Source organism: Pseudomaricurvus sp. ABR4_320, assembly GCF_056159445.1.
Window position 1 is genome coordinate 56,527 of record NZ_JBSWVF010000019.1, and the last position, 22,795, is coordinate 79,321.

The window sequence follows — 22,795 nt, forward strand, 5'->3', positions numbered from 1 at the left end:
AAAATAAATCTGATCACAAAAAGAGAAAAAGACGGCGTCGATGGGCAACGCCGCGTCTTGGGGGGTTATTTAAGAATTCGAAATTCTGCGGACAGTGCGTGAGCTTCTAGAGATTCACCACGCGCCAGTATTGACGCAATTTTCCCTAACTCAGACGCAGATTGCGCAGAGCAATTTATTAAAGAACTGCGCTTTTGAAAATCATAAACGCCTAATGGCGAGGAAAAGCGCGCAGTTCCGGAGGTGGGCAACACATGATTGGGACCGGCGCAGTAATCTCCCAGCGCTTCAGGTGTGTGGCGGCCCATAAAAATCGCCCCTGCATGACGAATAGCTGGCAGCAAGGACTCGGGATCTTCCACCGATAACTCAAGGTGCTCAGGCGCAATTTGATTGGCCACAGCGATGGCCTCTGCTTCGGTATTCACCTTGATCATCAAACCGCGATTACCCAGCGATTGGCGAATGATCGCCTCTCGACTCATTGAGGGCAATAAGCGAGCGATGCTGGCGCTAACCGCATCCAGAAACTCCGCATCCCAGGAGATTAAAATCGACTGAGCTAATTCATCGTGTTCGGCCTGAGAGAAAAGATCCATAGCGATCCAGTCTGGATCTGTCTTGCCATCACAGATCACCAAAATTTCAGACGGTCCGGCAATCATGTCGATGGCGACAGCACCAAACACCATGCGTTTGGCAGTGGCCACATAGATATTACCCGGCCCTACGATTTTATCGACTCTGGGTATCCGCTCGGTACCGAAGGCCAAAGCGGCAACTGCCTGAGCCCCTCCGACGGTATATACTCGATCAACTCCGGCAATGGCTGCTGCAGCAAAAACCAGTTCGTTGACATCACCACCGGGCGTAGGAACCACCATGATCACTTCGTCCACCCCAGCGACCTTAGCGGGAATTGCATTCATTAGAACGGACGACGGGTAGGACGCCTTGCCGCCAGGGACATAAATACCGACACGATCCATCGGAGTGACTTTTTGCCCCAGAATGGTTCCATCGTCTTCCTGGTATTGCCAGGATTCCTGTTTCTGACGTTCGTGGTAACGGCGAATACGATCTGCTGCGGCCGTTAAGGCCGCTCGTTCATTGGCATCAATGCTTTCAAGAGCAGCCTGCAAACGCTCGGCAGGCACTTCCAATTGATCTGGAGATGAAATCTCACGGCGATCAAACCGCTCGGTAAATTCAACCAGCGCGTCATCACCGCGCTCGCGCACAGCAGCCAAAATATCTGTAACCTGCTGCATGACCTCGCCGTTATGGCTTTCCTCATAGGCCAGCCGTTCGGCAAGTTGGCGCTGAAAATCAGAATCGCCAATATCAATTCGCAGTACAGAGAAATCTTGATTCATGATGTCAATCCCAACGGGATCTCCGATAAATTTACTGAATAATGTCTCACATCGAGGGAGGGAAGTTCAGCCTCTGCTTGCGACCGCCTCTTCCAAGGACTGAAGCAACGCTTGTATCACCTGATGCTTCATTTTCATTGAGGCCTTGTTCACGATAAGACGAGAACTGATGTCTGCGATGTGCTCACGGGGCTCCAGCCCATTGGCTTTAAGCGTATTACCGGTATCGACAATATCCACGATCTCATCCGCCAACCCAATAATTGGAGCCAGCTCCATTGCACCATAAAGTTTGATGATATCGACCTGCCGTCCCTGGGACGCATAATAACGCTTGGCAACATTCACAAACTTTGTTGCGACACGAATCCGCCCCGGAGGTGTCTCGACCCCCACTCGGGCAGCCGTCATTAACCGACAGCGGGCAATCCCCAAATCCAAAGGCTCATAGAGACCGTCATTGCCGCTCTCCAACAACATATCCTTGCCGCTAATGCCGACATCAGCACCGCCGTATTTAACGTAGGTCGGCACATCGCTACCGCGCAATACCAGCAATTGGACATTTTCACGATTGGTCGCAAAAATCAATTTACGACTGCTGGAGATATCTTCTTCAGGCTGAATGCCAGCCGCTGCCAACAGCGGCAACGTCTCTTTTAAAATGCGCCCCTTGGTCAGGGCGATAGTCAACGACACCTTGATAACCTTATTGTCTGCTTACGCCATGTGGAATGGCCGATTATGACGGAATACGCCGTATATTAACGCCTAACTGCTGCAATTTCTCTTCGATACACTCATAACCACGATCGATGTGGTAAATGCGATCGACGATGGTCTGCCCTTTCGCGACCATGCCAGCGATGACAAGACTCGCGGAAGCTCTTAAGTCGGAGGCCATAACCGGCGCCCCAGTCAGGGTTTCGACTCCGGTTACTATAGCCGTGTTACCTTCCAGGCGAATATTGGCACCCATACGATTCAGTTCATTCACCTGGATTAAGCGATTTTCAAAAATCGTTTCAATAACCGTTCCCGTACCTTCTGCCACAGCATTCATCGCCGTGAACTGCGCTTGCATATCAGTGGGAAAGGCTGGATAAGGCGCGGTTTTCAGATTGACCGCCTTGGGGCGATTGCCTTTCATGTTCAGCTCAATCCAGCCATCACCGCTGCTGATGTTAGCCCCCGCCTCTTCCAGCTTGATCAATACCGCCTCAAGCATATGGGCGTCAGTATCTTTTAATCTCACCCGCCCCCGACAGGCCGCGGCGGCCGTAAGAAATGTCCCGGTTTCAATGCGATCCGGCATGACGGCATAAGAACACCCGTGCAAGCGATCAACACCATCAACGATTAGCGTATCTGTACCAATTCCTTCGATCTCAGCGCCCATCGCTTTCAGGCAGTTGGCGAGATCGACGATCTCTGGTTCACGCGCCGCATTCTCTAAAATGGTACGCCCTTCCGCCAGGGTCGCTGCCATCAATAGGTTTTCGGTGCCACCAACAGTAACCACGTCCATAAAGATGTGCGCACCGCGCAAACGTCCGTTGGATTTCGCGCGAATGTAGCCCCCATCCACGTCGATTTCCGCGCCCATGGCCTCAAGTCCTTTCAGATGAATATCTACGGGCCGACTGCCAATCGCACAGCCGCCAGGAAAGGACACGTTGGCAACGCCGTGCCGGGCAAGTACGGGGCCTAACACCAAAATCGACGCCCGCATGGTTTTCACCAAATCGTAGGGTGCGGTGAAATCGTTGATCGAATTCGGATCCACCTCGACACACATACGCTCATCAATGGTAACCCCTACACCCATGCCACGGAGCAACGCCAGCATGGTCGTAATATCATTGAGGTGGGGAAGATTGCTGATATAGATCGGCGAATCCGCCAGCAGAGTTGCCGCCAAAATGGGCAGACCGGAATTCTTGGATCCGGAGATGCGGATCTCACCGTCCAGAGAGTTGCCGCCCTCGATTAACAATTTATCCATGCAAAGAGTGTTTCCTGAACTGGACGAAAGATGCGAATGACTGTCCCGACTAACCTGCCGATACCTTAGCCCACTCCTCCGGAGTGTAGGTTTTCATCTGAACGGCATGAACCGCACCACTGGCGATGGCATCTTGTACCACCGCATAGACCATCTGTTGTTTCTTGACGGGCGTTAATCCTTCAAACGCAGGACTAACCACTTGTAACAGGATATGGCTGCCATCGACAGACACCTCAGCCACGCAGTCTTCAATGTTGTCCTGCAGGCGAGTTTTGATCTCTTCTGGAGTCATCGTATGATCCTTAACAATTTTTTCTATGGTCCAATGAAAACGCCGGTAGCAGAGCATCCGGCGCGTTCGATATATAAGGCTACACCGAGTCTCACAACAGAACCGCTGCGACACCGGAGAGTAGAAAGATCAACGGTTCTCAGCTATCCCACTCATTGATCACGGTATCGAGATCCCCTTTCTGACGCATTGCTTGTGCAAACTGCGATCGAAAGGTTGTACCGAGATTAACGCCATTAATAATGACATTCAGCAGCTTCCACTCATTGGTTTTTCGGCTCAGGGCCATCGAATAAACGACAGTATGGTAGCCTTCATCCGCTTGTACCTTCTGCACGACACTGACTTTGGGGCTGTTTTTGTCTTTATCGTCTAATGGTAAAACCTGGATTTTCCGGTTGGCATAGACTGCCATACCCTTGGTATACGTCGAGATGAGGTTGTGGTGGAAGCTCTTGCTGAATTTGGACACCTGCTCCGGGCTGGCATCCTTGCCATACTGTCCCATGACACCTCTCGCAATGTAGTCAAAGGCAACCACCGGATCTAAGATTTCGCTGACGGACTCATAGAGTGCTGCTGGGTCGGTATTTAGCTTATCGGCGTCCGTCTTCATTAACGCCTGCAACTTATCCGTTACGCCAACAACGATATCTCGTGGCGACTCATCCGCTTGAACAGACAAACTCGCTGAGATCAATATCAGAAAAAACACCACCCTCTGAAGCCATGTGTTGGGCTGATGGCGCAATGCGTTAAGACTCTTCATATCAAAACCTCTAAGCTACAGGCGAAAGTATTTGTACGGGCCTCGTTACATGGGGCCACGCGATGTCATTTCTGTCAGATGACATTTGAGAGTATTGGTTCGCTTACCCCGGTCTTCGGAAATGGACAAAGTGCTGATGTCATTACATAATTTCCGCCGCAACGGATCATTCCAGCGTCGCTTTCAGACGCAGATAAATGCACGTTATACGCGCGACCATGAACCTGAGGTGAACACGACGGCGCATGGCTACGTGTCCGCATAAAAGCGCGTAATTGTATCATTGACCGCGAAACAGGTATATCTACAACACTTACGCGCCCAAATTCGTCATTTTTTATCCGAACCAAGCCACATTATCCGGCCTCTAACGCCCAAGCTTAAGACACGGTTATCAACATATGAAAACGCCACTACTGGACGCGAAACAGCTGATTGCTTCAGCTCAGAGAACCATCGATCTGGAAGCGACATCTGTCGCCGCCCTGTCAGAGCGCATTGATGAAGCTTTTGTCAAAGCCTGTCAGCTGATTCTCCAGTGCGAAGGCAGAGTCATCGTTACGGGCATGGGAAAGTCCGGGCACATCGGCAGCAAAATCGCCGCCACGCTGGCTAGCACAGGTACACCCGCTTTCTTCGTGCATCCGGGGGAAGCCAGCCACGGCGATCTCGGCATGATCACCCGCGATGATGTTGTCATCGCAATTTCCTATTCTGGCACGTCGGCCGAAGTCGTCACTTTGTTGCCTCTGCTAAAACGCTTGGGAATTCCTCTTATCAGTATGGCTGGAAAATCCGAATCAGCACTGGCCAGTGCTGCAGATGTTCACCTGGACATTAGCGTGGCGAGTGAAGCCTGCCCGCTTAACCTGGCCCCAACGACCAGCACCACTGCCACTCTCGTGATGGGAGACGCCCTCGCCATCGCGCTATTGGAGGCGCGCGGATTCACCGCTGAAGACTTTGCCTTTTCTCACCCGGGAGGCGCATTGGGTCGTAAACTTCTGCTAAAAGTGGAAGATATCATGCACAAAGATGGCGAAGTTCCGCGAGTAGAAGAAAACGCTCCCCTGTCCAAAGCGCTGCTTGAAATGACGGAAAAGGGTTTCGGAATGACAACGATTGTGGACACAAACAATCGCCTGCTCGGGGTATTTACCGACGGTGACTTGCGTCGCAGTATAGACCAGGGCATTGACCTCGGTAGCGCCACAATGGCCGAGGTAATGTCTGCCAATCCCAAGACGGTTAGCGCCAACATGTTGGCAGCTGAGGCTCTGGGCATCATGGAAGAGCGAAAGATTACCGCATTAATTGTCAAAAATGACGACCATCAGACCGTTGGTGTTGTCCATATGCATGACATATTGCGCGCCGGCGTCATTTAAAGAAAGAGCAGATAGCCCCTATGTATCAATTTCCCAAAGACGTTTTGCAGCTGGCAAAGCCGATTAAAATGCTGTTGCTGGACGTCGACGGTGTCCTCACCGACGGCAGACTATACTTCGGCAACGATGGCTCAGAGTTAAAAGCCTTTAACACCCTGGATGGGCATGGCATTAAAATGCTGCAGAAGTCAGGAGTCAAAGTCGGCATCATCACCGGCAGAACCAGTCAACTTGTCGAACGGCGCGCCAGCGATTTGAACATTTCAGTTCTTGTTCAGGGTCGCGAAGATAAATTAACGGCACTCAACGAAATTCTGACGGAGCACCCTTGTGAGATGCAGGAAATCGCGTACATGGGAGACGACTATCCAGACCTTGCCGTTATCAAACGAGTGGGGCTCGGCATGACGGTCGCTGACGCACTCCCGGCACTGGTCCAACACAGCCAATGGCAGAGCCATCGCGCAGGCGGCCAGGGCGCCGTTCGAGAAGCCTGTGATCTGATTATGATCGCTCAGGGAAGCTACGACTCAGCCCTGGCTAAATATTTATGAGCGCAGATAACAAAATCCGCTAAACCATCGAGCATGCCAAACTCATTGTGAACATCCGCCACCTGCCAAAGTTTTTTTTCCCACTGCTAGTCTTTTTGCTAGCAGCGCTATTTGTGTTGCTGTGGGACTCGCCTCCTGAGTCTTTGTTTACGACAGATCAACCGACGGAAAAGCAACTTGAGGCATTCCCTGACGCAATTTTGGAGGACGCGACAAGCCGCCGTTTCGATGAATCCGGCCGACTGCACAGCCTCTTAATTGCGCAGCAAATTGACCATTATGATGCCGCTTCCAGCCCTCGCCCCGGCGAAACGCTAATCGTATTTCAAACCCCAGACCTGACCCTTTACAGCCAGGACCAACCGCCTTGGCACTTGACCGCAGATACCGGTGAATCCACCAAAAACAATGAACAAATCAATCTGTCTGGCCAGGTACACTTGTGGAAAAATTTAGCCGACGGGGGTGTCAGCGAGTTACACAGTCCACGCATGACCGTTTTACCCACCCCTCAAATCGCTAAGACCGATGCAGCGGTCGATATTCAATCTCCCGGCAACCGCACCACAGCTGTCGGCATGGAAGCGTACCTGCAGCAAGATGTACTTCGGCTTTTGAATACCGTTAGAGGAATCCATGAAGTTCAGACCACCCCTTAAGGGAATGCGACGCTCTGCTCCTGCGCTCTGCACCATTGCGCTGTTGCTCCCCTTTTCTCCGCCAAGCCTAGCTCTGGAAAGCGACAGCAGCCAACCGATTCATATTGAATCGGATGCCGCTGAGCGCGACGAACGCAACGGCATCACGACCTATTCTGGCGACGTGACCATGACCCAGGGAACGCTACAGATTTTGGCCGATAAGGTTGTCATAAAGAGCAACGGCCAGGACGTCGAAAAAGTGACAGCAACCGGCGATCTGGCTCAGTATCAACAGCAGCCTGCAGAAGATAAAGGGCTAATAACCGCAAAGGGAAAAACCATCGAGTATTTTCTTAGCGAAGAGAAATTGCGCATTTCAGAAAGCGCCTCCGTCGAACAGAGTGACGGCTCATTGCTCACCGGAAAAGTCATTCGATACGACCTTAAGACAGAGGTATTGCGTGCAGACTCACGCGACGCAGAATCGACTCAGACCTCGGGCGACCGCATTCGCATGGTAATCCCCCCCAAACAAGCCACACCAACCACATCCGACGAAACCAGCAACTGACAGATTTCATGGCAAAATTAAACGCACTTCACCTCGCCAAAAGTTACCGCAAGCGTGCCGTCGTTCGCGACGTCAGCCTCGAAGTCAACAGCGGCCAGATCGTTGGACTTCTCGGCCCCAATGGCGCTGGCAAAACAACCTGCTTTTATATGATTGCCGGGTTAATTAATGCCGATCACGGCAAGATCATTATCAACGAGAAAGACATAACGCCCCTATCCATGCATGGTCGGGCCCGCGCGGGGATCGGCTATCTGCCGCAGGAAGCCTCTGTCTTCCGCAAACTGAGCGTCACCGATAACATTCTCGCGATACTGCAAACCCGTAAAGACCTCAAGCGCCAGCAACAGCAGGAAAAGCTCGATCAACTTCTCAACGAATTTCATATTACCCACATTGCCTCGAGCCCGGGTATGGCACTTTCCGGCGGTGAGCGCCGACGAGTCGAAATCGCCCGCGCACTGGCGACAGATCCACAATTTATCCTGCTGGACGAACCCTTCGCCGGAGTCGACCCCATTTCGGTAAGCGATATCAAACATATTATTCAGCACTTGAAAAAGCGCGGGATCGGCGTATTAATTACCGACCACAACGTGAGAGAAACGCTGGATATCTGCGAACACGCTTATATCGTTAGTGAAGGCAACATCATTGCCGAAGGCGATTCTGCCAGCGTTCTGGCCAATGAGACTGTTAAAGAAGTTTACCTCGGTCATCAATTCAGACTATAGTAACCAGAGCTGAAAACCCCGCCACACTTCTCCCCAAATTAATATTTTCAAGCGCCAAAAAACAGGCATATTTCTTGCTTGTCAAAATGTTTCAACTCGGTTACTCTTGATTTAAAGCTCAGAAACTCGCTCGGCTTGTTGCTCAGCCGGTTTTCTCTTGCGGCCACACGGTATTTCAAATTCCGCATCGCGGTCTCTCACTGCGGCGGTATCGGTAATCGACGTAGATATGAAACAATCGTTACAGCTTAAACTTGGTCAACAGCTGACCATGACCCCTCAACTGCAACAGGCAATCCGGTTGTTGCAGCTATCCACTCTCGATCTTCAGGCAGAAATCCAGGAAGCTCTCGACTCCAACCCGATGCTGGAAATATCCGACGAAGACGTCGACAGCGGTGGACAGGAGCAAAACAGCAAAGACGGCGACGATAAAAACAGTTCGACAGAAACCTCAAACTCTGAGGCTTCCAGTGCTGAAGAGACGACCAACTACAACGAAAACGAGACAGATACCGCCAACGCAGAAGGCGACTGGAACGAATCCATACCTGAAGATCTGCCCGTCGACACCAGCTGGGACGATGTCTACCAAGCTGGTCCTACCGGTACCGGCCTCGCCTCTCCCGAGCAGGAAGACAGTGATTTTGAGTCCCGTCGCGGAACAGACGAAAGTCTCCAACAGCATTTGAACTGGCAGCTGAATCTGACCCCCATGTCCGATCGAGATCAGATCATTGCCATGGCCATCATTGACGCCGTTCAAGACAACGGAATTCTCAGCATTACAGTCGATGAAATTTTCCAGGGGCTGGAATCTGAACTGGAGGAGCTCGAACTCGACGAAGTCGTGGCCGTTTTACATCGAATTCAGCAATTCGACCCCCCAGGCGTTGCCGGCCAAGACCTGAGTGACTGCCTGTTGATACAGCTCAATCAACTGCCTGACTGCCCCGCCCTCAAAGATGCTAAGCTCATCGTAAAAGAACATTTGGCGCTACTGGGCAACCGGGATTACAAGCAGTTGATGCGCAAGACCAAACTTAAAGAATTTCAATTGCGGGATGCAATCCTGCTGATCCAGAGCCTGAACCCGAGGCCTGGAGATCAAATTAACATCGGTGAAACCGAATATGTCGTACCCGATGTTTTCGTCACCAAACAAAATGATCGCTGGACGGTTAACCTTAATCCTGAAATTGCGCCTAAAATTAGAATTAACGACACCTACGCTGCCATGGTGAAACGCGCCGACAGCAGCACGGACAATAATTTTTTACGCGACAATTTGCAGGAAGCCCGCTGGTTTTTGAAAAGTCTTCAGAGTCGTAACGAAACCCTACTCAAAGTAGCCACCTGTATTGTCGAAAAACAGCGTGCGTTTCTTGATCATGGGGCAGAAGCGATGAAACCTCTGGTACTGCACGATGTCGCAGAAGTTGTCGGCATGCACGAATCCACAATTTCCAGGGTGACAACGCAAAAATATATGCATACCCCTCAGGGCATTTTCGAACTCAAGTACTTCTTCTCCAGCCACGTCAGTACGGAATCCGGCGGTGAGTGCTCTTCAACGGCTATTCGCGCCATTATCAAGAAACTCATCGCTGCAGAAAATCCGCAAAAACCACTGAGTGACAGCAAAATTACAAGTCTACTGGCGGACCAGGGTATTCAGGTTGCCCGACGCACTATCGCCAAATATCGCGAATCTCTCAACATTCCGCCATCAAATGAACGTAAAAGACTCCTATAACATCGATTTTCAAGACCCTGTTTTGGGTCTGAATGCAGAGAAGTCCAGCACCAACCGACTTCTCCACCAGCCAACAGCGCTGGTCTACACACAAAAGAGGAGCAATCTATGCAAATCAACATAAGTGGACATCACATCGATCTTACTCCAGCGATAAAAGACTATGTAACCAACAAGCTGGATCGACTCGAACGTCATCATGATCGAATAACCAGTACCAATGTGATCCTGTCTGTTGATAAACTACGCCAGAAGGCAGAGGCGTCTGTCCACGTGAGTGGAAAAGACTTCTATGCCGATTGCGAATCAGAGGACTTATACGCGGCGATCGATATGCTGGCTGACAAACTGGATCGGCAACTGTTAAAGCATAAAGAGAAGCTGAAAAATCATCATCGTTGAGATATGCAGCTTAAAAACATTCTCACTCAACACCGCTGTGCCTGCGGTGTTGAGTCTCTTAGTAAAAAACGCACCCTGCAGATTCTGTCGGAACTTATCGCTGAAGATCTTCCCGATCTCAGTGCTGACGACATTTTCACCAGCATGACAGCTCGCGAAAGGCTGGGGTCTACAGGTATTGGTAATGGTATTGCCATCCCGCACTGTCGGGTGAAAACCTGTTCCAATACGGTTGGTGCCTTGCTGCACCTGGAAAAAGGTATCGACTTTGATGCCATCGACGAAAAACCCGTTGATCTGGTTTTCGCTCTTCTGGTACCCGATGAGGCCCACGATGCTCACTTGCAAACACTTGCCAGCCTAGTTGAGCGACTGAACGACAATGGTTATCTAAACTCACTGCGCGCCGCACCCGATTGCGAAACCCTCTACTCAGCCGCTATCAGCCTGGATTAAATCAGTCCATTTTCCAGGCGATCACGTAGGTCTACGCATAAGCGAGCATCTGAACCTGAAACAAATTACACCGCCGTGAGATTCTTATCCATTGCGCCGTGATGAGCCCGGGTTTTCAAGGTAAACTAAAAGAACATCCTTTCAGCAGCGGGAGGCAACTATGCGTCTGGTGGTGATTAGCGGGCGTTCCGGTTCCGGCAAGAGTACTGCACTACACGTTTTAGAAGACGCAGGATTTAATTGCATCGACAATCTGCCTGCGTCCCTGTTACCCGCGTTAGCCAGCCAACTGCAGGGGCATCCACACAATCAAAAGTTAGCTGTTAGCATTGACGCACGCAACAGCCTCCAAGACTTACAAAAGTTCCCGGAAATATTTTCGCAGGCAAAGATTCCAGGACTCAGGTGCGAAGTTTTATTTCTCGATGCCAGTGACGAAAAACTAATTCAGCGGTATAGCGAAACACGGCGCCGTCATCCGCTCAGTGACTTAGCCACAGATCTGCGCGAGGCGATCGCCAAAGAGAAGGACTTTCTGGAACCCATCGCCTATTGCGCAGACCTCACACTGGACACCACAGCATTAACACTTCACCAACTGCGCGACCTAATCAAGCAGAGAATTGTGGCGAATGATGCGCCAGGCATGGCATTGGAATTTGTTTCCTTCGGATTCAAAAATGGCATTCCTGTCGATGTTGACTTGGTATTTGACGTTCGCTGTCTACCCAACCCTTACTGGCACACAGAACTGCGTGGTTTTACAGGCCAACAGCCCCCTGTCATCGATTTCCTGCGAAAGAGCGAGCAGGTATCAGCAATGGTTAATGATATCATCCACTACCTAGACCGCTGGCTCCCTGCATTTGACGCCGACAACCGCAGCTATTTTACCGTCGCTATCGGCTGTACAGGAGGCCACCACCGCTCCGTATACGTATGTGAACAGCTGCACAACCATTTTCGCCATTCGTATTCGAACACACAATTCCGCCACCGGGAACTGGAGAGGGCTCAGACAGGCGGCCACCGCTAAACGACGAGGACTTCATGCTGAAAAAAACGGTCACGATCATCAACAAGCTTGGCCTGCATGCCCGCGCCGCCGCCCTGTTTTCAAAATGCGCCGCTCGATTTTCAAGCCAAATTAAAGTCGGGTTGAATGGTAAATCTGTCGATGCCAAAAGCGTTATGTCACTCATGCTACTTGCCGCCAATCAGGGTACGCAAATTGAGGTCCTCGTCGATGGCGACGACGAAGAAGAAGCCATGGCAGCCGTCGTCGAACTGATTAATAATCGCTTCAACGAAGAGGAGTAAGATACCCATTAACCACGCCTGACGAAACCGCGACAAAACCATCGGTCAACACAAGAGGCCGATCCCCCCACCCATTGAATTTCAGAAATCAATTGCATGGCATTAACCAGCGAAGAGCGACACGACCTTACTCACAGCACCCTTACTGAAATCAATGAGGCGTTGGATAGCGGAACCAAAGGCCAGGTAAGGAGGCTGCTCAACGGCCTGCGCCCGGTAGAAATTGCCCATCTGATTGATTCTTCTCCGCCACCGACAAGAAAGCTTGTCTGGGAATTAATCGACAAAGAAGCGGAAGCGGAAGTTCTGCAGGAATTGTCTGAGGATGTGCAGGCGCAAATTCTGAGTCAGATGGACACAGATGCGGTTGTTGAACTGACCGAAGGCATGGTTACGGATGACCTCGCCGACATTCTGCAGCAATTACCTGATCGAGTAACTCAAGAAGTCCTGGCGGCGATGAGCGCTCAGGATCGTGCCCGTGTCGAACAGGTCCTGGTTTACGATGAAGATACCGCTGGCGGTATCATGGATACGGACACCATTACCGTGCGTGCCCGCCTAACCCTGGATGTTGTGCTCCGTTATTTGCGACGCCATGACGAGCTACCGGATTCCACCGACAACCTGATTGTGGTGAACAGCCGCGATGAGTTCGTCGGACTGCTGCCCCTAAAACGACTGCTTACCTCCTCGCCCAATACCACCGTCCGGGAGATCATGATCACGGACGTCGAGCCCATCCCTGCTGACATGTCGGAAACCATTGTTGCCAGCCTGTTTGAAAAACATAACTGGATTTCAGCGCCGGTCGTGGATAGTGAAGGCAAAGTGGTCGGCCGTATTACCATTGACGACGTGGTCGACGTTATTATCGACCAGCGCGAACACTCACTCATGAGTATGGCCGGTCTGGATGAGGAAGAAGACACCTTTGCCAACGTAATGCGCACGGCACCGCGCCGGGCCATGTGGTTGGGTATCAATCTATTGACAGCACTGCTGGCCTCTTCCGTCATCAGTATGTTTGAGGGAACCATCGACAAAGTTGTGGCTCTCGCCGTACTGATGCCGATTGTTGCCAGCATGGGAGGCGTCGCCGGCAGTCAGACACTCACGGTGGTTATTCGCGGTATGGCGCTGGGACAGATTGGCCAAAGCAACGTTTCCTGGCTGCTTTCTAGAGAATTTCGAGTGGGTCTGCTCAATGGCATTCTCTGGGCGGCAACCATGGCGGTCATCGCTGGAATCTGGTTCCAAGACCCCACCATTTCTCTGATAATCGCCGTCGCAATGGTGATAAACCTCATTACGGCCGGCGTCGCCGGCACTATGCTGCCGATTACCATGCGCGCGATGAATATCGACCCTGCCCTCGCCGGGAGCGTGGCGCTGACGACGGTTACTGATGTCGTTGGCTTTATGTCCTTTTTGGGCCTCGCCACCTACTTCTACGCCTGACCGCAAGAACAAAACGCGACCCGGCATATGCGCTAATCTGGCTTGCCGAACAGTCGGATTAGCCGATTACGCATGCTATCCATGGTGAGTTCGGGCTCTTCGGACGCGGGTATCATACCCGAGGTAAAACCCTCGCCGCGAAAACGATCGATCAGAGCTTTATCACGACTGACAATATGTATTGGCACTGAGCGAGAGGCATTAGGCCCGGTCACAAGATACGCCGGCTGGTGATCTCCAAGAATAATAAAGATCGCGTCTTCTCCGTACCGCTCCATATAACTACCCAACGTTTGCAACGAATAGTCGATGGAATCGATATAATGTTCGCGCACACTGTCGTTATCAGCCCAGACCTCTGCCGGGGTTTCACCACTCACGGCCTGTTGATTGAATACTCTACCATCGCCGACATCGTCCCAATCGATCAATGTGGGCACTGGTGTCCAGGGCGCATGGCTGGAGATAAGAGCAATCTCAGCCATATTGTCTTTGCCAGCCTCATGGGTCGGCTTTCTGGCCAGACGTTCATAAGCGCTCAAAGTGTACTGATCCGGCATGGTAACCCAGTTGTAGGGCTCGCCCTCATATTGCAGGTCGTCAGCCGCCAGTATCTGGTCATAACCGAAGTAATCAGCCTCGGGCCAATCCATCGTAATTGCGGGCATAATAGCGCTGGTGCGCCACCCGGCCAGTTGAAAGAGCCGGTTGAGACTTTTGCGTTCGCTATTCATCAAGCGGCTATAACGCGCTTGGCTATCGATCCACAGACCTGACAGAAAGGTGCCGTGGGCCAACCAGCTTAATCCTCCAACCGTTGGAGAAACCAGCCAACCACTTGCCGCATGCAATCCAGCCTTTTGCAACTGCGCTTGCACGCTGCCGAGACGCGGCCTGATCAACACACGGTAACGGGGATCCTCAAGCGAACTGCGACCGTAGGATTCCACAAAGACCAAAACAACATCACGACCTTTGACGCCGGCAAATAGATTATTCGTAGACGCAACGTCATCTTCTTTAGCGAGTTCGCGCTCAAAATTACGCATATCTTCGGCAGTTTTTTGCATTAGCCCTATGCGCTCATAGAGAAGTATCGTGCCGTTAAAATTGACTATGGCAGACATACGGGAATCCGTTGAATCGATACCAAGCCCGACCACAAGAACCGTCACCGCGGCGACGATGGGTAACTTCGTCGTCACGCCATCACGCACCACAATCAAACGGCGCTGTATACGAAAATTTAATATTGCCAGCGCAGCCGCGAGAATGATCGCCAAGCAGATCGACAAACCGGCCATCGCACTGCCGATCGTTCCCGAGAGCAGACGCCAGCCATCCACCACCATCTTCATATCCAGGTATGGATTAAAACGTCGCTGAAACGCCAAATGAACGCCAATATCTAAGGCTTTGAGAAGTAATGCCAGCATCAGAAATGAAGTAGACAGCACCGCAAAATAGATCGCCAAGCGCCGTGGCAACAGCAATAAGCCAAGCAAAATTAAAGGCACTTCCAGTGGAAGACGCGCATAGGCAACCAACCGAAAATCATTGGGATGATTAGGCAAATTGAGCGTAAATAATGTAACTAGGCAGACCAGAACCCAAGCCCACCAAAAGGCCTCTGCGGGAAAGGGCGGTCGCTCGCCTGGTTTACCGGCTGTTGTCATCTATCTGCTCGTAATTTAAGAGTGGTCTGGCTTGCAACCTGGGAATATTCTGATCAATGTTGGCAAGGCAACCTGCGCGAATCAAACAAGATTGGAAAGGCAGTCGTCACAGGGTGCGCGTGAATCTGCGGACTTCATGGATAACGCGGCGATGGCAACAGATGTAATTCAACAGAGTTTTCATAGGCGAAAAGAAGGTATACGAGCATTCTTACGCCAAGGGTTAGAGTTTGAACAAGTTCACCATACTGTCGATTGTTATCTGTGTCGCCTTATTGGCCGCTACGATACATATCGCCGATCCAGCGAGTCTGGCCATCGCTTGGCAGAAAGTAACCTGGGTTCACCTATTGATCGCATTTGTTGCCGTTCAATTACAAATTGTCGCTTCGGCCTATCGCTGGAAGTTCACCGCCAGCCGACTGGGGCACAAGATCGAAACGTCTGTGGCGATCCGTGAGTATTACCTGAGCAGTGCGCTAAATTTGCTTCTGCCTGGCGGCATCGCTGGCGACGCCATTCGCGCCTACCGCAGCCGCACCGATGAATCAGGTGGCTGGAAAAGACCCTCAGCTGCGGTTTTTCTTGAGCGACTTTCCGGACAACTCGCATTTTTCGCTTTGTGCTGCCTCGGCCTGCTGGCCTGGCCGAGGCTACTGCAACAGCGCCTGCCCTCCGGGGACAGCGAATTTATCTGGATCATCACGGCCGTAATAGCTACGGGAATTGGAGTGGGTATTGCGTTTCGCAAAGCCTGGATTCCAAGACGCATTCGCGAGGTCGGCCCCGAACTACACGCGGTCTTCATCGACTCAGGCGCTTGGCTTGTGCAGATAGGGTTGAGTGTACTGGTGATTGGTGGCTATCTATCGACGTTTTTGATTGCGTCCGACGGAGTTGGGGCACCACTGCCTGCGATGGCCGCTATTACAATAATTCCTCTGTGCCTGCTTACCATGTTGATACCTGCCGGTATCGGTGGCTGGGGCACTCGCGAGGCGGCCGCCGCCGCACTTTGGCCATTGTTCGGCTACTCTGCCGCCGAAGGACTCGCCGCAAGCCTAGTTTACGGCGTTATTTCCCTACTTGGTGCAGCCCTACCCGGGCTCATTGCGATCGCAATAACTCTCTTGCAGGTAAAAATCAACAAGGCCAACGCGTGATGTCCATTGTTAAATTGATAAAGGTTCGTGAAGTCGCGCGTAAATATCCCCAGATAAATCATTGTCGGGCAATTGGTTCATAATCTCCAACATATCGCCAGCCTCTTTCCATTCGGTCTCAACGAAGCTGTGTCGCTCACCAATCACTCGGTTGAATCGATAGTCGCCCAATGTCATCAAGCGGGAAATCGCCTCTTTAGTAACGACGGGCATAGCGCGAAGATATTCAAAGGCAACCACTCTGACCGGCTCCGACAAACCACGAAGGATTTCCGCCTCAGCGCCTTCGCAGTCGATTTTGCAGAATTGGGGCATCCCGTAGCGTTCAATGAGAACATCAATAGTGGTCATCGGCACAGTGACTTTTCTGTCCCAAGTCACCTGGCTGAATGCCTCGTCGTCACGCACACAATCCAGAAATGTTCGGGATGTGCTGCTTACGGTCGGATGGCGACTGGAAATATTCAGGGTAATTTCACCCGATTCAGCACCAACGGCAATCCGCTCAAATCCCTTTAGATCTCGACCAAAGTGTCGCTCAATAAAGTCTGCAAGTGCTGGCTGCGGCTCTACCGCTACGACGTCAGCACCTAACAATAAAAGCGTCTTGCTGCGATTCCCCACATGAGCTCCGATATCGAAGACCAAATCGCCAGGCGAGATCAACTCGTCATAAAAACGCTTTAAAGCCCATCTGCGCCAGGGTTGTCCGTAGTAGGTTAGCAGTGAACGAGTGATACCGGCGAAAGTCGAGACTCGAGCAGACCCCATCATGCTTTTCCCCTCTCACGAATCAGATAGCAAGTATCAACCGCAAAGGAATAACTCAGCAGAACGAGAGCGGCAAACGCGATAATTGAAGAGACCGGAGCTACCACAAACGGAACAAGCATCAGGCAGAGTGCTGCAACCTGAACCACACAAATCAGTTTTCGACGAAAAGACGGGGGCAAAGGTCTCTTTAGCTCAGGAAGCCATGTTTGCGCGAGTACAAACCCATATCGCATAAAACCAATCGCCATCACCCACCAACCGGCCTTATCCAACAAAAGAGCGGCGGCAGATAAGATAAGAATGAGTAGCGCGTCGATCTCCATATCGAAACGGGCTCCAAGTTCTGAAGATTGAGCATACAAACGTGCGAGGTATCCATCGACGCCGTCGAGAAGAAGTGCCAAAAGCACAAGCCCGCAAATAATCCAGATGGCAACCGATTCAGAAGACAAGTCGGACCCGAAAAGAATGGCTACGGCCACCAGACTGACAATTCCCGTACGAACGGCCGTTACCGTATTAGCCGCACCAAATTTTTGATGGGGGTGGTATTTGAGTCCTCGCAAGACAAAAAAAAACTCGCGCAGATAATCCCTACCGCAAGAATGAGTGCGCTAGCCTCCAGTCCGAGATGCGCGTCCAGCGCAGCAAAGGCCAACACCGAAGCGAGCAGAACCGCACCCAGCGTGGCGGACGCACTGATGCGTAGCCGTTTAGCGACTACACTGCCACCGCGATGACTTTGAGCTTCAACTTTGTACGCGAGTGAGGGATTCATAAATTACTCCACGGCCCAGAGTTTTTCGGCATCAAACTGATGACCAGCACGCAGCATTTTAGTGCGAAGATAATGCAGATTCTCATCGGTAATGCTACCGAAAACAGGTTGTCGTGCCGATACCTCAATGCCTCCAGCCTGGAGCGCTGCAATCTTGGTAGGATTATTCGAGTAGAGCACGACAGTGTGGATATCCAGCGAGCGCAGCATCGATACTGCAGTTTCATAGCGACGGTGATCGCTGCTGAAACCCAGTTCTGCATCCGCATCAATAGTATCTAACCCAAGATGCTGATATCCATAGGCCCTCATCTTCGACCCTATTCCTGTGCCGCGCCCTTCTTGGTCCAGATAAACCAGCACGCCGCCGCCAGCATCTTTTAGATGCGAAAGCCCCCGGATCAGTTGATCACCACAATCACACTTGAGTGAGCCGTAAAGATCACCGGTAATGCAGGAAGAGTGAATACGCACAGGTACCGGACCACCGACATCAGGCTCTCCAACGACGATTGCGATCTGGTCTCGCTGGGCCAACCCACCGCGGAAGACGACAAAATCTACATCGCCAATATTCTTTAATGGTACTCGAGTCCGTACGATTTTTTCGAGCTGCTGACGCGCCGAATCAATTTTATCCAAGAGATCGCTGTCCAGGATCTGACAAGCGGCAAAACGATCGAGAATATGCGTTACATCCGCACAGACGACGGCGGGCAGCAGGAGCGCTGTACGAGCCAATTCCGCAGCGACAAGCATTGATTTGCTTGCCTCGCTCCAGTCATCAGGAAGCTTTGCATTAAGTCCATAAGAAAGTCTGGAAGCATGGTCGAAATTTATACCTTCGAGCGCAACTGAAATATCTGCTGGATTAATTACCCCTAGTTGCTTAGCTCGAGGAGCCGTCAACAGTAATGAATGGCGGTTCTCAGTATCTTCCGCGAACCGAGCAAATATCTCCGGGGCGGCGCAGTCGAGGGCAAGAGCAGCTGTATACTGATCCCCATCCCGGAGTAAAACCGGCCGACCGAAGCGCAACTCGGCAACAGCTCGTTCAACCTCCATTGCCGGTGTAGAAAATTTAAAAGTATTGCGCTCAGAGTAGTACATAACACGGTCCCATTATTTTGCTGCCGATCTCGCAATCAGATTAAAGGATAGGTGTGGTTGCCAAGCGTCATACCAGATCGGCTAAGCTCTGCGACCAGTTACCTAACAATTACGAAAAAAAGAACACCCTGGTTTGAAAACTCCCAGTCGATAAAAAACTTTTATCTTCATGTGCCCCGAAATGTAAAGAAATCCGTAAACCCACTACCACTTCGACAAATACGAAGCGTGACAAAAATTCATCAGGAGTTAATGTGTCAAGTCCACCCTCCTCATCGGAGACACCATTAAACAAGCAAGCTCGAGCGCTCTGGTTTCTTAAAAGAGAAACCTGTGAATTGCGTCAAGAAAGTCTGCGCTCTCCAGTAAGCGACGAAGTATTAGTACGAACCGAGTTCAGCGGTATTAGTCGCGGCACAGAATCGTTGGTCTTTAAAGGTAAAGTACCGGAGCAAGAACGAGAGCGCATGCGCGGTCCCGGCATGGGTGGCGACTTTACCTTTCCGGTTAAATACGGTTATGCCAATGTTGGACGTATTGTTGAAGGTCCAGAACAGCTACTAGGTCGATCGGTATTTTCACTACATCCTCATCAGTCAGCTTTTGTCATTGAGACGCAAAACGTGAGTCTGTTACCTGCTGAACTACCACCGCAACGCGCCGTTCTCAGCGCCAATATGGAAACCGCTCTCAACATCATTTGGGATGCCAGCATACTGCCGGGCGACAGAGTTTTGATATTCGGGGCCGGTGTCGTGGGCGCACTTACAGGCTATCTGGCTAGCCGTATCCCGGGAACCGAAGTTATTCTCGTCGACCCGAATTCATCGAAAAATACCATCGCCATGAGTCTTGGTATTTGCTTTTCAGAAACCCTTCCACAGCATGCAGAGTTCGATGTCCTGATAAATACCAGTGCTTCTGGTGACGCCCTGCAAAATGCGTTGGACTGTGCCGGATTTGAAGCCCGTATTGTAGAGGCCAGTTGGCACGGCACCGAGCCTCTGACGCTCTATCTGGGGGGCGCATTTCACTCCAAACGCTTGTCGCTGATCAGCTCTCAAGTCGGCGCCGTCGCCAATGGAAATAGGGCGCGCTGGGACTACTCTCGCAGACTGAACAAGGCGATGGAATTACTTACCGACGACACGCTGGACGTACTAATCTCGGGCGAGACGTTATTTGATGAGATCGCTGCGGCTTACGGAGAAGTCATCAACAATCCGAATACCCTTTGCCACCGGATTCGTTACTAATCAATTAAGGAAAACCTATCATGTTTGCAATAGAAGTTCGTGATCATGTCATGATCGCCCACAGCCTCCCGCGCCCCGTTTTTGGACCGGCACAGGCAATGCACGGCGCCACCTTTGTTGTCGACGCGGCGTTTTTTACGCGGGATGTTGATGAAGACGGACTTGCCGTGGATATTGGCGCAGCAACCCGTGTATTGGGTGACATACTGAAACCCCTTAACTACCAGAATCTTGATGAACTTGAGGCTTTCAAAGGTAAGGTATCAACCACCGAGGTCATCACCAAATATGTCTTCGACCAGCTCGCTACGGCTGTGGCTGAAAAACAACTTGGCCCCGGCAGTCACCGGATCTGCAAGTTGCGCGTCACCCTGCACGAGTCCCACATTGCTCGCGGCTACTATGAGGCAGACATTTGAGCCATAAATTGGTGTTCGCCTATCCTGGTGATCTGACGCTCAAGACCGGTGGCTATGGCTATGACCGCCAGCTAATCGCCGGACTTCAAGCACTGGGTTGGAAGGTCGAACTACTGCCACTCGGCAACGGCTTCCCCTCACCATCCAAACCCGTTAAACGAGACGCTGAAGCGCGGCTGTCAGCGTTGCCCGCAGGCACACGGGTGATGATTGATGGCCTGGCGTTTGGTGTCCTGGACGATTGGGCTGCAAGAGAAGCACAGCGCTTAAATCTTATAGCCCTGGTACATCACCCCCTGGCAATGGAGACTGGCCTCACCGGGGACCAGCAGGTGACGCTAAAAGCCAGCGAAGTCCGCGCACTTTCTTTTGTAAAACACTGTTTTGTTACTTCCCCAGCTACGGCGCGGGAGCTCATTTCCCAGTACGACCTTCCCGCTCCAATCATCACTGTCGCGCAGCCCGGCACAGAAAAAGCCCCTGTCTCGCTGTGCAATGGCAATCCCCCGAACATTCTTGCGATAGGTTCATTGATTCCACGCAAAGCCCATGATGTTCTGGTGAATACGCTGCATGACATTGAAGATCTGGATTGGCAGGCAACGATTGTAGGCAATCACTCACTGCACCCGCCGACAGCGGACGCCCTGCACACGCAAATAAAGACTCTCGGTTTACAACATCGGATTCAACTGATGGACACCTGCGAAGACACCCGAGCACTACTTGCCAACGCAGATATCTTCGCACTCGCCAGTCGCTATGAAGGTTATGGGATGGTCTTTGCCGAGGCCCTGTCGCAGGGCGTACCAATTGTCGCCTGCCGGGGCGGTGCAATTCCTGATGTTGTACCAGAGACCGCCGGATTACTCGTCTCAGTCGATGACACTCAAAACTTTGCCTCAGGGCTACGTCAGCTTCTCGAAAATAAATCGCTACATCAGACCATGGCCAAGTCTGCGCGAGCCGCCGGCGAAAAGCTGCCTACATGGCAAGACACTGCAAGCACCGTCGTGACGGTGCTGGAGAAAATACAATGAGCGGCTTCGATACCCATTGGCTGGCTTTGCGAGAACCCGCGGATAACACGGCTCGTGATAAGCAGTTAATAGAGCACCTTGCCCATTACCTCACGGGTCAAAAAGAACCCCAAGTTATCGATATGGGCTGTGGTACGGGCTCAACCTGGAGAGCACTGCAAGGCAACATACCGGCAAGTGCGCAGTGGATGCTACTCGATCATGACGCCGCCTTACTCGATGAAGCCAAGCGACGTATCGGCATGAATGTTAACGTTGAATTTCAGAAATTCGATCTCAACCATTTCACAAAGCTTCATCTAAACCCTGGAGCAGTCGTAACGGCATCGGCACTGTTTGATCTCGCCTCTGAAAATTTCTGTAACACTGTTGTCGAAAGGCTCGCTGAACAGAAGTGCGCATTCTATGCCGCGCTCAACTTCGACGGCCTAGTCGCTTGGTCAGACACTCACCCGCTTGATGAAGCGATGGTGGCCGCATTCAATCGCCATCAGCAAACGGAAAAAGAGCTGGGTATAGCCCTAGGACCTCACGCAACGTCCTGCCTTAAACAGCTATTAAAAGACCAGCATTATGATATCTTCGAGCGTTCCAGCCCCTGGCAACTGGATGCCAACAGCACCGAATTGCAGACCGCATTTATTGCAGGATTTCGTCAACCGCTGTTGGCAAGGGCTGATCTCCCCGAAGAAGCGATAGACCGCTGGTTGTCCTATCGCCTCGATTCCACTGGGAAACCAAATAGCGCCTGCAAAGTCGGACACACCGACCTGATCGCATTTCCTCGAACGAGCTAGGGAATCTCTGATGAATTACCTGCGTTGCCATCGCCGAGATTAATCAGAGGCTCC

At 51.6% G+C, this 22,795-nt stretch carries 26 protein-coding genes; 16 read left to right on the plus strand and 10 right to left on the minus strand.

The features are described 5' to 3' along the window. Nucleotides 1–65: 65 nt before the first annotated feature. The 5 genes from hisD to ACXAFR_RS23700 all read right to left on the minus strand — a co-directional run bounded on the left by hisD (nucleotide 66) and on the right by ACXAFR_RS23700 (nucleotide 4,445). Nucleotides 66–1,376, minus strand: coding sequence for a histidinol dehydrogenase (hisD, locus tag ACXAFR_RS23680; protein WP_475181739.1), 1,311 nt, complete (start codon nucleotides 1,374–1,376; stop codon nucleotides 66–68). A gap of 66 nt (nucleotides 1,377–1,442) precedes the next feature. After that, a complete protein-coding gene (gene hisG, locus ACXAFR_RS23685) occupies nucleotides 1,443–2,081 on the minus strand; it encodes an ATP phosphoribosyltransferase (RefSeq protein ID WP_475181797.1) in 639 nt (212 codons plus the stop codon). Between the two features lie 37 nt (nucleotides 2,082–2,118). Then, nucleotides 2,119–3,381: a UDP-N-acetylglucosamine 1-carboxyvinyltransferase gene (gene murA / locus ACXAFR_RS23690; RefSeq protein ID WP_475181743.1), complete on the minus strand. Its 1,263-nt coding sequence runs from the start codon at nucleotides 3,379–3,381 to the stop codon at nucleotides 2,119–2,121. A gap of 49 nt (nucleotides 3,382–3,430) precedes the next feature. Next, nucleotides 3,431–3,676 (minus strand): BolA family protein, encoded by a 246-nt coding sequence (locus tag ACXAFR_RS23695; RefSeq protein ID WP_475181745.1) that lies wholly within the window; start codon nucleotides 3,674–3,676, stop codon nucleotides 3,431–3,433. Between the two features lie 139 nt (nucleotides 3,677–3,815). Further along, nucleotides 3,816–4,445 carry an MlaC/ttg2D family ABC transporter substrate-binding protein gene (locus ACXAFR_RS23700; protein ID WP_475181747.1) on the minus strand — a complete coding sequence of 210 codons (630 nt, stop codon included), beginning with the start codon at nucleotides 4,443–4,445 and terminating at the stop codon, nucleotides 3,816–3,818. A gap of 401 nt (nucleotides 4,446–4,846) precedes the next feature. On the opposite strand from ACXAFR_RS23700, the gene ACXAFR_RS23705 reads away from it, so the two are divergent. The 11 genes from ACXAFR_RS23705 to mgtE all read left to right on the plus strand — a co-directional run bounded on the left by ACXAFR_RS23705 (nucleotide 4,847) and on the right by mgtE (nucleotide 13,728). Further along, nucleotides 4,847–5,833 (plus strand): KpsF/GutQ family sugar-phosphate isomerase, encoded by a 987-nt coding sequence (locus ACXAFR_RS23705; protein ID WP_475181750.1) that lies wholly within the window; start codon nucleotides 4,847–4,849, stop codon nucleotides 5,831–5,833. Nucleotides 5,834–5,853: 20 nt separating this feature from the next. Further along, on the plus strand, nucleotides 5,854–6,387 hold the full coding sequence (kdsC, locus tag ACXAFR_RS23710) for a 3-deoxy-manno-octulosonate-8-phosphatase KdsC (protein WP_475181753.1): 534 nt from the start codon (nucleotides 5,854–5,856) through the stop codon (nucleotides 6,385–6,387). A gap of 47 nt (nucleotides 6,388–6,434) precedes the next feature. Further along, entirely contained in the window at nucleotides 6,435–7,046 is a 612-nt protein-coding gene (gene lptC, locus ACXAFR_RS23715; protein WP_475181755.1) for an LPS export ABC transporter periplasmic protein LptC, read from the plus strand. Beyond that, nucleotides 7,024–7,599, plus strand: coding sequence for a lipopolysaccharide transport periplasmic protein LptA (gene lptA, locus ACXAFR_RS23720; protein WP_475181757.1), 576 nt, complete (start codon nucleotides 7,024–7,026; stop codon nucleotides 7,597–7,599). The genes lptC and lptA overlap by 23 nt, the downstream gene beginning before the upstream one ends. Before the next feature lie 8 nt (nucleotides 7,600–7,607). Then, complete coding sequence (gene lptB, locus ACXAFR_RS23725; protein ID WP_475181759.1) at nucleotides 7,608–8,333, plus strand: LPS export ABC transporter ATP-binding protein; 726 nt, start codon at nucleotides 7,608–7,610, stop codon at nucleotides 8,331–8,333. 229 nt (nucleotides 8,334–8,562) lie between these two features. Further along, complete coding sequence (locus ACXAFR_RS23730; RefSeq protein WP_475181763.1) at nucleotides 8,563–10,089, plus strand: RNA polymerase factor sigma-54; 1,527 nt, start codon at nucleotides 8,563–8,565, stop codon at nucleotides 10,087–10,089. 108 nt (nucleotides 10,090–10,197) lie between these two features. Then, a complete protein-coding gene (gene hpf, locus ACXAFR_RS23735; protein WP_475181764.1) occupies nucleotides 10,198–10,491 on the plus strand; it encodes a ribosome hibernation-promoting factor, HPF/YfiA family in 294 nt (97 codons plus the stop codon). Between the two features lie 3 nt (nucleotides 10,492–10,494). Further along, complete coding sequence (locus ACXAFR_RS23740) at nucleotides 10,495–10,947, plus strand: PTS sugar transporter subunit IIA (RefSeq protein ID WP_475181766.1); 453 nt, start codon at nucleotides 10,495–10,497, stop codon at nucleotides 10,945–10,947. 160 nt (nucleotides 10,948–11,107) lie between these two features. Beyond that, nucleotides 11,108–11,983, plus strand: a complete 876-nt coding sequence (rapZ, locus tag ACXAFR_RS23745) for an RNase adapter RapZ (protein ID WP_475181768.1) — start codon at nucleotides 11,108–11,110, stop codon at nucleotides 11,981–11,983. Between the two features lie 14 nt (nucleotides 11,984–11,997). Next, a complete protein-coding gene (locus ACXAFR_RS23750) occupies nucleotides 11,998–12,267 on the plus strand; it encodes an HPr family phosphocarrier protein (protein WP_475181770.1) in 270 nt (89 codons plus the stop codon). 96 nt (nucleotides 12,268–12,363) lie between these two features. Further along, on the plus strand, nucleotides 12,364–13,728 hold the full coding sequence (mgtE, locus tag ACXAFR_RS23755; RefSeq protein WP_475181775.1) for a magnesium transporter: 1,365 nt from the start codon (nucleotides 12,364–12,366) through the stop codon (nucleotides 13,726–13,728). Between the two features lie 32 nt (nucleotides 13,729–13,760). Here mgtE and ACXAFR_RS23760 read toward each other — a convergent pair whose 3' ends face one another. Further along, the gene (locus ACXAFR_RS23760) at nucleotides 13,761–15,404 is read right to left on the minus strand and encodes an alkaline phosphatase family protein (RefSeq protein WP_475181778.1); all 1,644 of its coding nucleotides are present in this window, start codon (nucleotides 15,402–15,404) and stop codon (nucleotides 13,761–13,763) included. A 230-nt stretch (nucleotides 15,405–15,634) separates the two neighbouring features. On the opposite strand from ACXAFR_RS23760, the gene ACXAFR_RS23765 reads away from it, so the two are divergent. Continuing rightward, nucleotides 15,635–16,567 carry a lysylphosphatidylglycerol synthase transmembrane domain-containing protein gene (locus ACXAFR_RS23765; protein ID WP_475181779.1) on the plus strand — a complete coding sequence of 311 codons (933 nt, stop codon included), beginning with the start codon at nucleotides 15,635–15,637 and terminating at the stop codon, nucleotides 16,565–16,567. A 9-nt stretch (nucleotides 16,568–16,576) separates the two neighbouring features. Here ACXAFR_RS23765 and ACXAFR_RS23770 read toward each other — a convergent pair whose 3' ends face one another. The 4 genes from ACXAFR_RS23770 to ribA are packed head-to-tail and all read right to left on the minus strand — an operon-like array spanning nucleotide 16,577 to nucleotide 19,229. Next, nucleotides 16,577–17,341 (minus strand): FkbM family methyltransferase, encoded by a 765-nt coding sequence (locus ACXAFR_RS23770; protein ID WP_475181781.1) that lies wholly within the window; start codon nucleotides 17,339–17,341, stop codon nucleotides 16,577–16,579. Beyond that, nucleotides 17,338–17,823 carry a CDP-alcohol phosphatidyltransferase family protein gene (locus tag ACXAFR_RS23775; RefSeq protein WP_475181782.1) on the minus strand — a complete coding sequence of 162 codons (486 nt, stop codon included), beginning with the start codon at nucleotides 17,821–17,823 and terminating at the stop codon, nucleotides 17,338–17,340. Before ACXAFR_RS23775 ends, ACXAFR_RS23770 begins: the two co-directional genes overlap by 4 nt. Before the next feature lie 29 nt (nucleotides 17,824–17,852). Further along, nucleotides 17,853–18,119: a hypothetical protein gene (locus ACXAFR_RS23780; protein WP_475181784.1), complete on the minus strand. Its 267-nt coding sequence runs from the start codon at nucleotides 18,117–18,119 to the stop codon at nucleotides 17,853–17,855. Nucleotides 18,120–18,122: 3 nt separating this feature from the next. After that, the gene (ribA, locus tag ACXAFR_RS23785; protein WP_475181786.1) at nucleotides 18,123–19,229 is read right to left on the minus strand and encodes a GTP cyclohydrolase II RibA; all 1,107 of its coding nucleotides are present in this window, start codon (nucleotides 19,227–19,229) and stop codon (nucleotides 18,123–18,125) included. A 254-nt stretch (nucleotides 19,230–19,483) separates the two neighbouring features. Here ribA and ACXAFR_RS23790 point away from each other — a divergent pair, with 254 nt between their 5' ends. From ACXAFR_RS23790 to ACXAFR_RS23805, 4 genes are read left to right on the plus strand one after another with little or no spacing between them, the layout of a single operon-like run. Then, entirely contained in the window at nucleotides 19,484–20,485 is a 1,002-nt protein-coding gene (locus ACXAFR_RS23790; protein WP_475181787.1) for a zinc-dependent alcohol dehydrogenase, read from the plus strand. Nucleotides 20,486–20,505: 20 nt separating this feature from the next. After that, nucleotides 20,506–20,904 carry a 6-pyruvoyl trahydropterin synthase family protein gene (locus ACXAFR_RS23795; protein WP_475181790.1) on the plus strand — a complete coding sequence of 133 codons (399 nt, stop codon included), beginning with the start codon at nucleotides 20,506–20,508 and terminating at the stop codon, nucleotides 20,902–20,904. Then, the gene (locus ACXAFR_RS23800) at nucleotides 20,901–21,944 is read left to right on the plus strand and encodes a glycosyltransferase family 4 protein (protein ID WP_475181791.1); all 1,044 of its coding nucleotides are present in this window, start codon (nucleotides 20,901–20,903) and stop codon (nucleotides 21,942–21,944) included. The genes ACXAFR_RS23795 and ACXAFR_RS23800 overlap by 4 nt, the downstream gene beginning before the upstream one ends. Next, nucleotides 21,941–22,741: a methyltransferase domain-containing protein gene (locus tag ACXAFR_RS23805; protein ID WP_475181792.1), complete on the plus strand. Its 801-nt coding sequence runs from the start codon at nucleotides 21,941–21,943 to the stop codon at nucleotides 22,739–22,741. The genes ACXAFR_RS23800 and ACXAFR_RS23805 overlap by 4 nt, the downstream gene beginning before the upstream one ends. Nucleotides 22,742–22,795: the final 54 nt, after the last annotated feature.

Bases quoted from the DNA above. Each gene is read 5' to 3' on its own strand.
- hisD (WP_475181739.1), bottom strand. From the start codon at position 1,376: ATGAATCAAGATTTCTCTGTACTGCGAATTGATATTGGCGATTCTGAT.
- murA (WP_475181743.1), bottom strand. From the start codon at position 3,381: ATGGATAAATTGTTAATCGAGGGCGGCAACTCTCTGGACGGTGAGATC.
- ACXAFR_RS23695 (WP_475181745.1), bottom strand. From the start codon at position 3,676: ATGACTCCAGAAGAGATCAAAACTCGCCTGCAGGACAACATTGAAGAC.
- ACXAFR_RS23700 (WP_475181747.1), bottom strand. From the start codon at position 4,445: ATGAAGAGTCTTAACGCATTGCGCCATCAGCCCAACACATGGCTTCAG.
- ACXAFR_RS23705 (WP_475181750.1), top strand. From the start codon at position 4,847: ATGAAAACGCCACTACTGGACGCGAAACAGCTGATTGCTTCAGCTCAG.
- kdsC (WP_475181753.1), top strand. From the start codon at position 5,854: ATGTATCAATTTCCCAAAGACGTTTTGCAGCTGGCAAAGCCGATTAAA.
- lptA (WP_475181757.1), top strand. From the start codon at position 7,024: ATGAAGTTCAGACCACCCCTTAAGGGAATGCGACGCTCTGCTCCTGCG.
- lptB (WP_475181759.1), top strand. From the start codon at position 7,608: ATGGCAAAATTAAACGCACTTCACCTCGCCAAAAGTTACCGCAAGCGT.
- ACXAFR_RS23730 (WP_475181763.1), top strand. From the start codon at position 8,563: ATGAAACAATCGTTACAGCTTAAACTTGGTCAACAGCTGACCATGACC.
- hpf (WP_475181764.1), top strand. From the start codon at position 10,198: ATGCAAATCAACATAAGTGGACATCACATCGATCTTACTCCAGCGATA.
- ACXAFR_RS23740 (WP_475181766.1), top strand. From the start codon at position 10,495: ATGCAGCTTAAAAACATTCTCACTCAACACCGCTGTGCCTGCGGTGTT.
- rapZ (WP_475181768.1), top strand. From the start codon at position 11,108: ATGCGTCTGGTGGTGATTAGCGGGCGTTCCGGTTCCGGCAAGAGTACT.
- ACXAFR_RS23750 (WP_475181770.1), top strand. From the start codon at position 11,998: ATGCTGAAAAAAACGGTCACGATCATCAACAAGCTTGGCCTGCATGCC.
- mgtE (WP_475181775.1), top strand. From the start codon at position 12,364: ATGGCATTAACCAGCGAAGAGCGACACGACCTTACTCACAGCACCCTT.
- ACXAFR_RS23760 (WP_475181778.1), bottom strand. From the start codon at position 15,404: ATGACAACAGCCGGTAAACCAGGCGAGCGACCGCCCTTTCCCGCAGAG.
- ACXAFR_RS23770 (WP_475181781.1), bottom strand. From the start codon at position 17,341: ATGATGGGGTCTGCTCGAGTCTCGACTTTCGCCGGTATCACTCGTTCA.
- ACXAFR_RS23780 (WP_475181784.1), bottom strand. From the start codon at position 18,119: ATGAATCCCTCACTCGCGTACAAAGTTGAAGCTCAAAGTCATCGCGGT.
- ribA (WP_475181786.1), bottom strand. From the start codon at position 19,229: ATGTACTACTCTGAGCGCAATACTTTTAAATTTTCTACACCGGCAATG.
- ACXAFR_RS23795 (WP_475181790.1), top strand. From the start codon at position 20,506: ATGTTTGCAATAGAAGTTCGTGATCATGTCATGATCGCCCACAGCCTC.
- ACXAFR_RS23805 (WP_475181792.1), top strand. From the start codon at position 21,941: ATGAGCGGCTTCGATACCCATTGGCTGGCTTTGCGAGAACCCGCGGAT.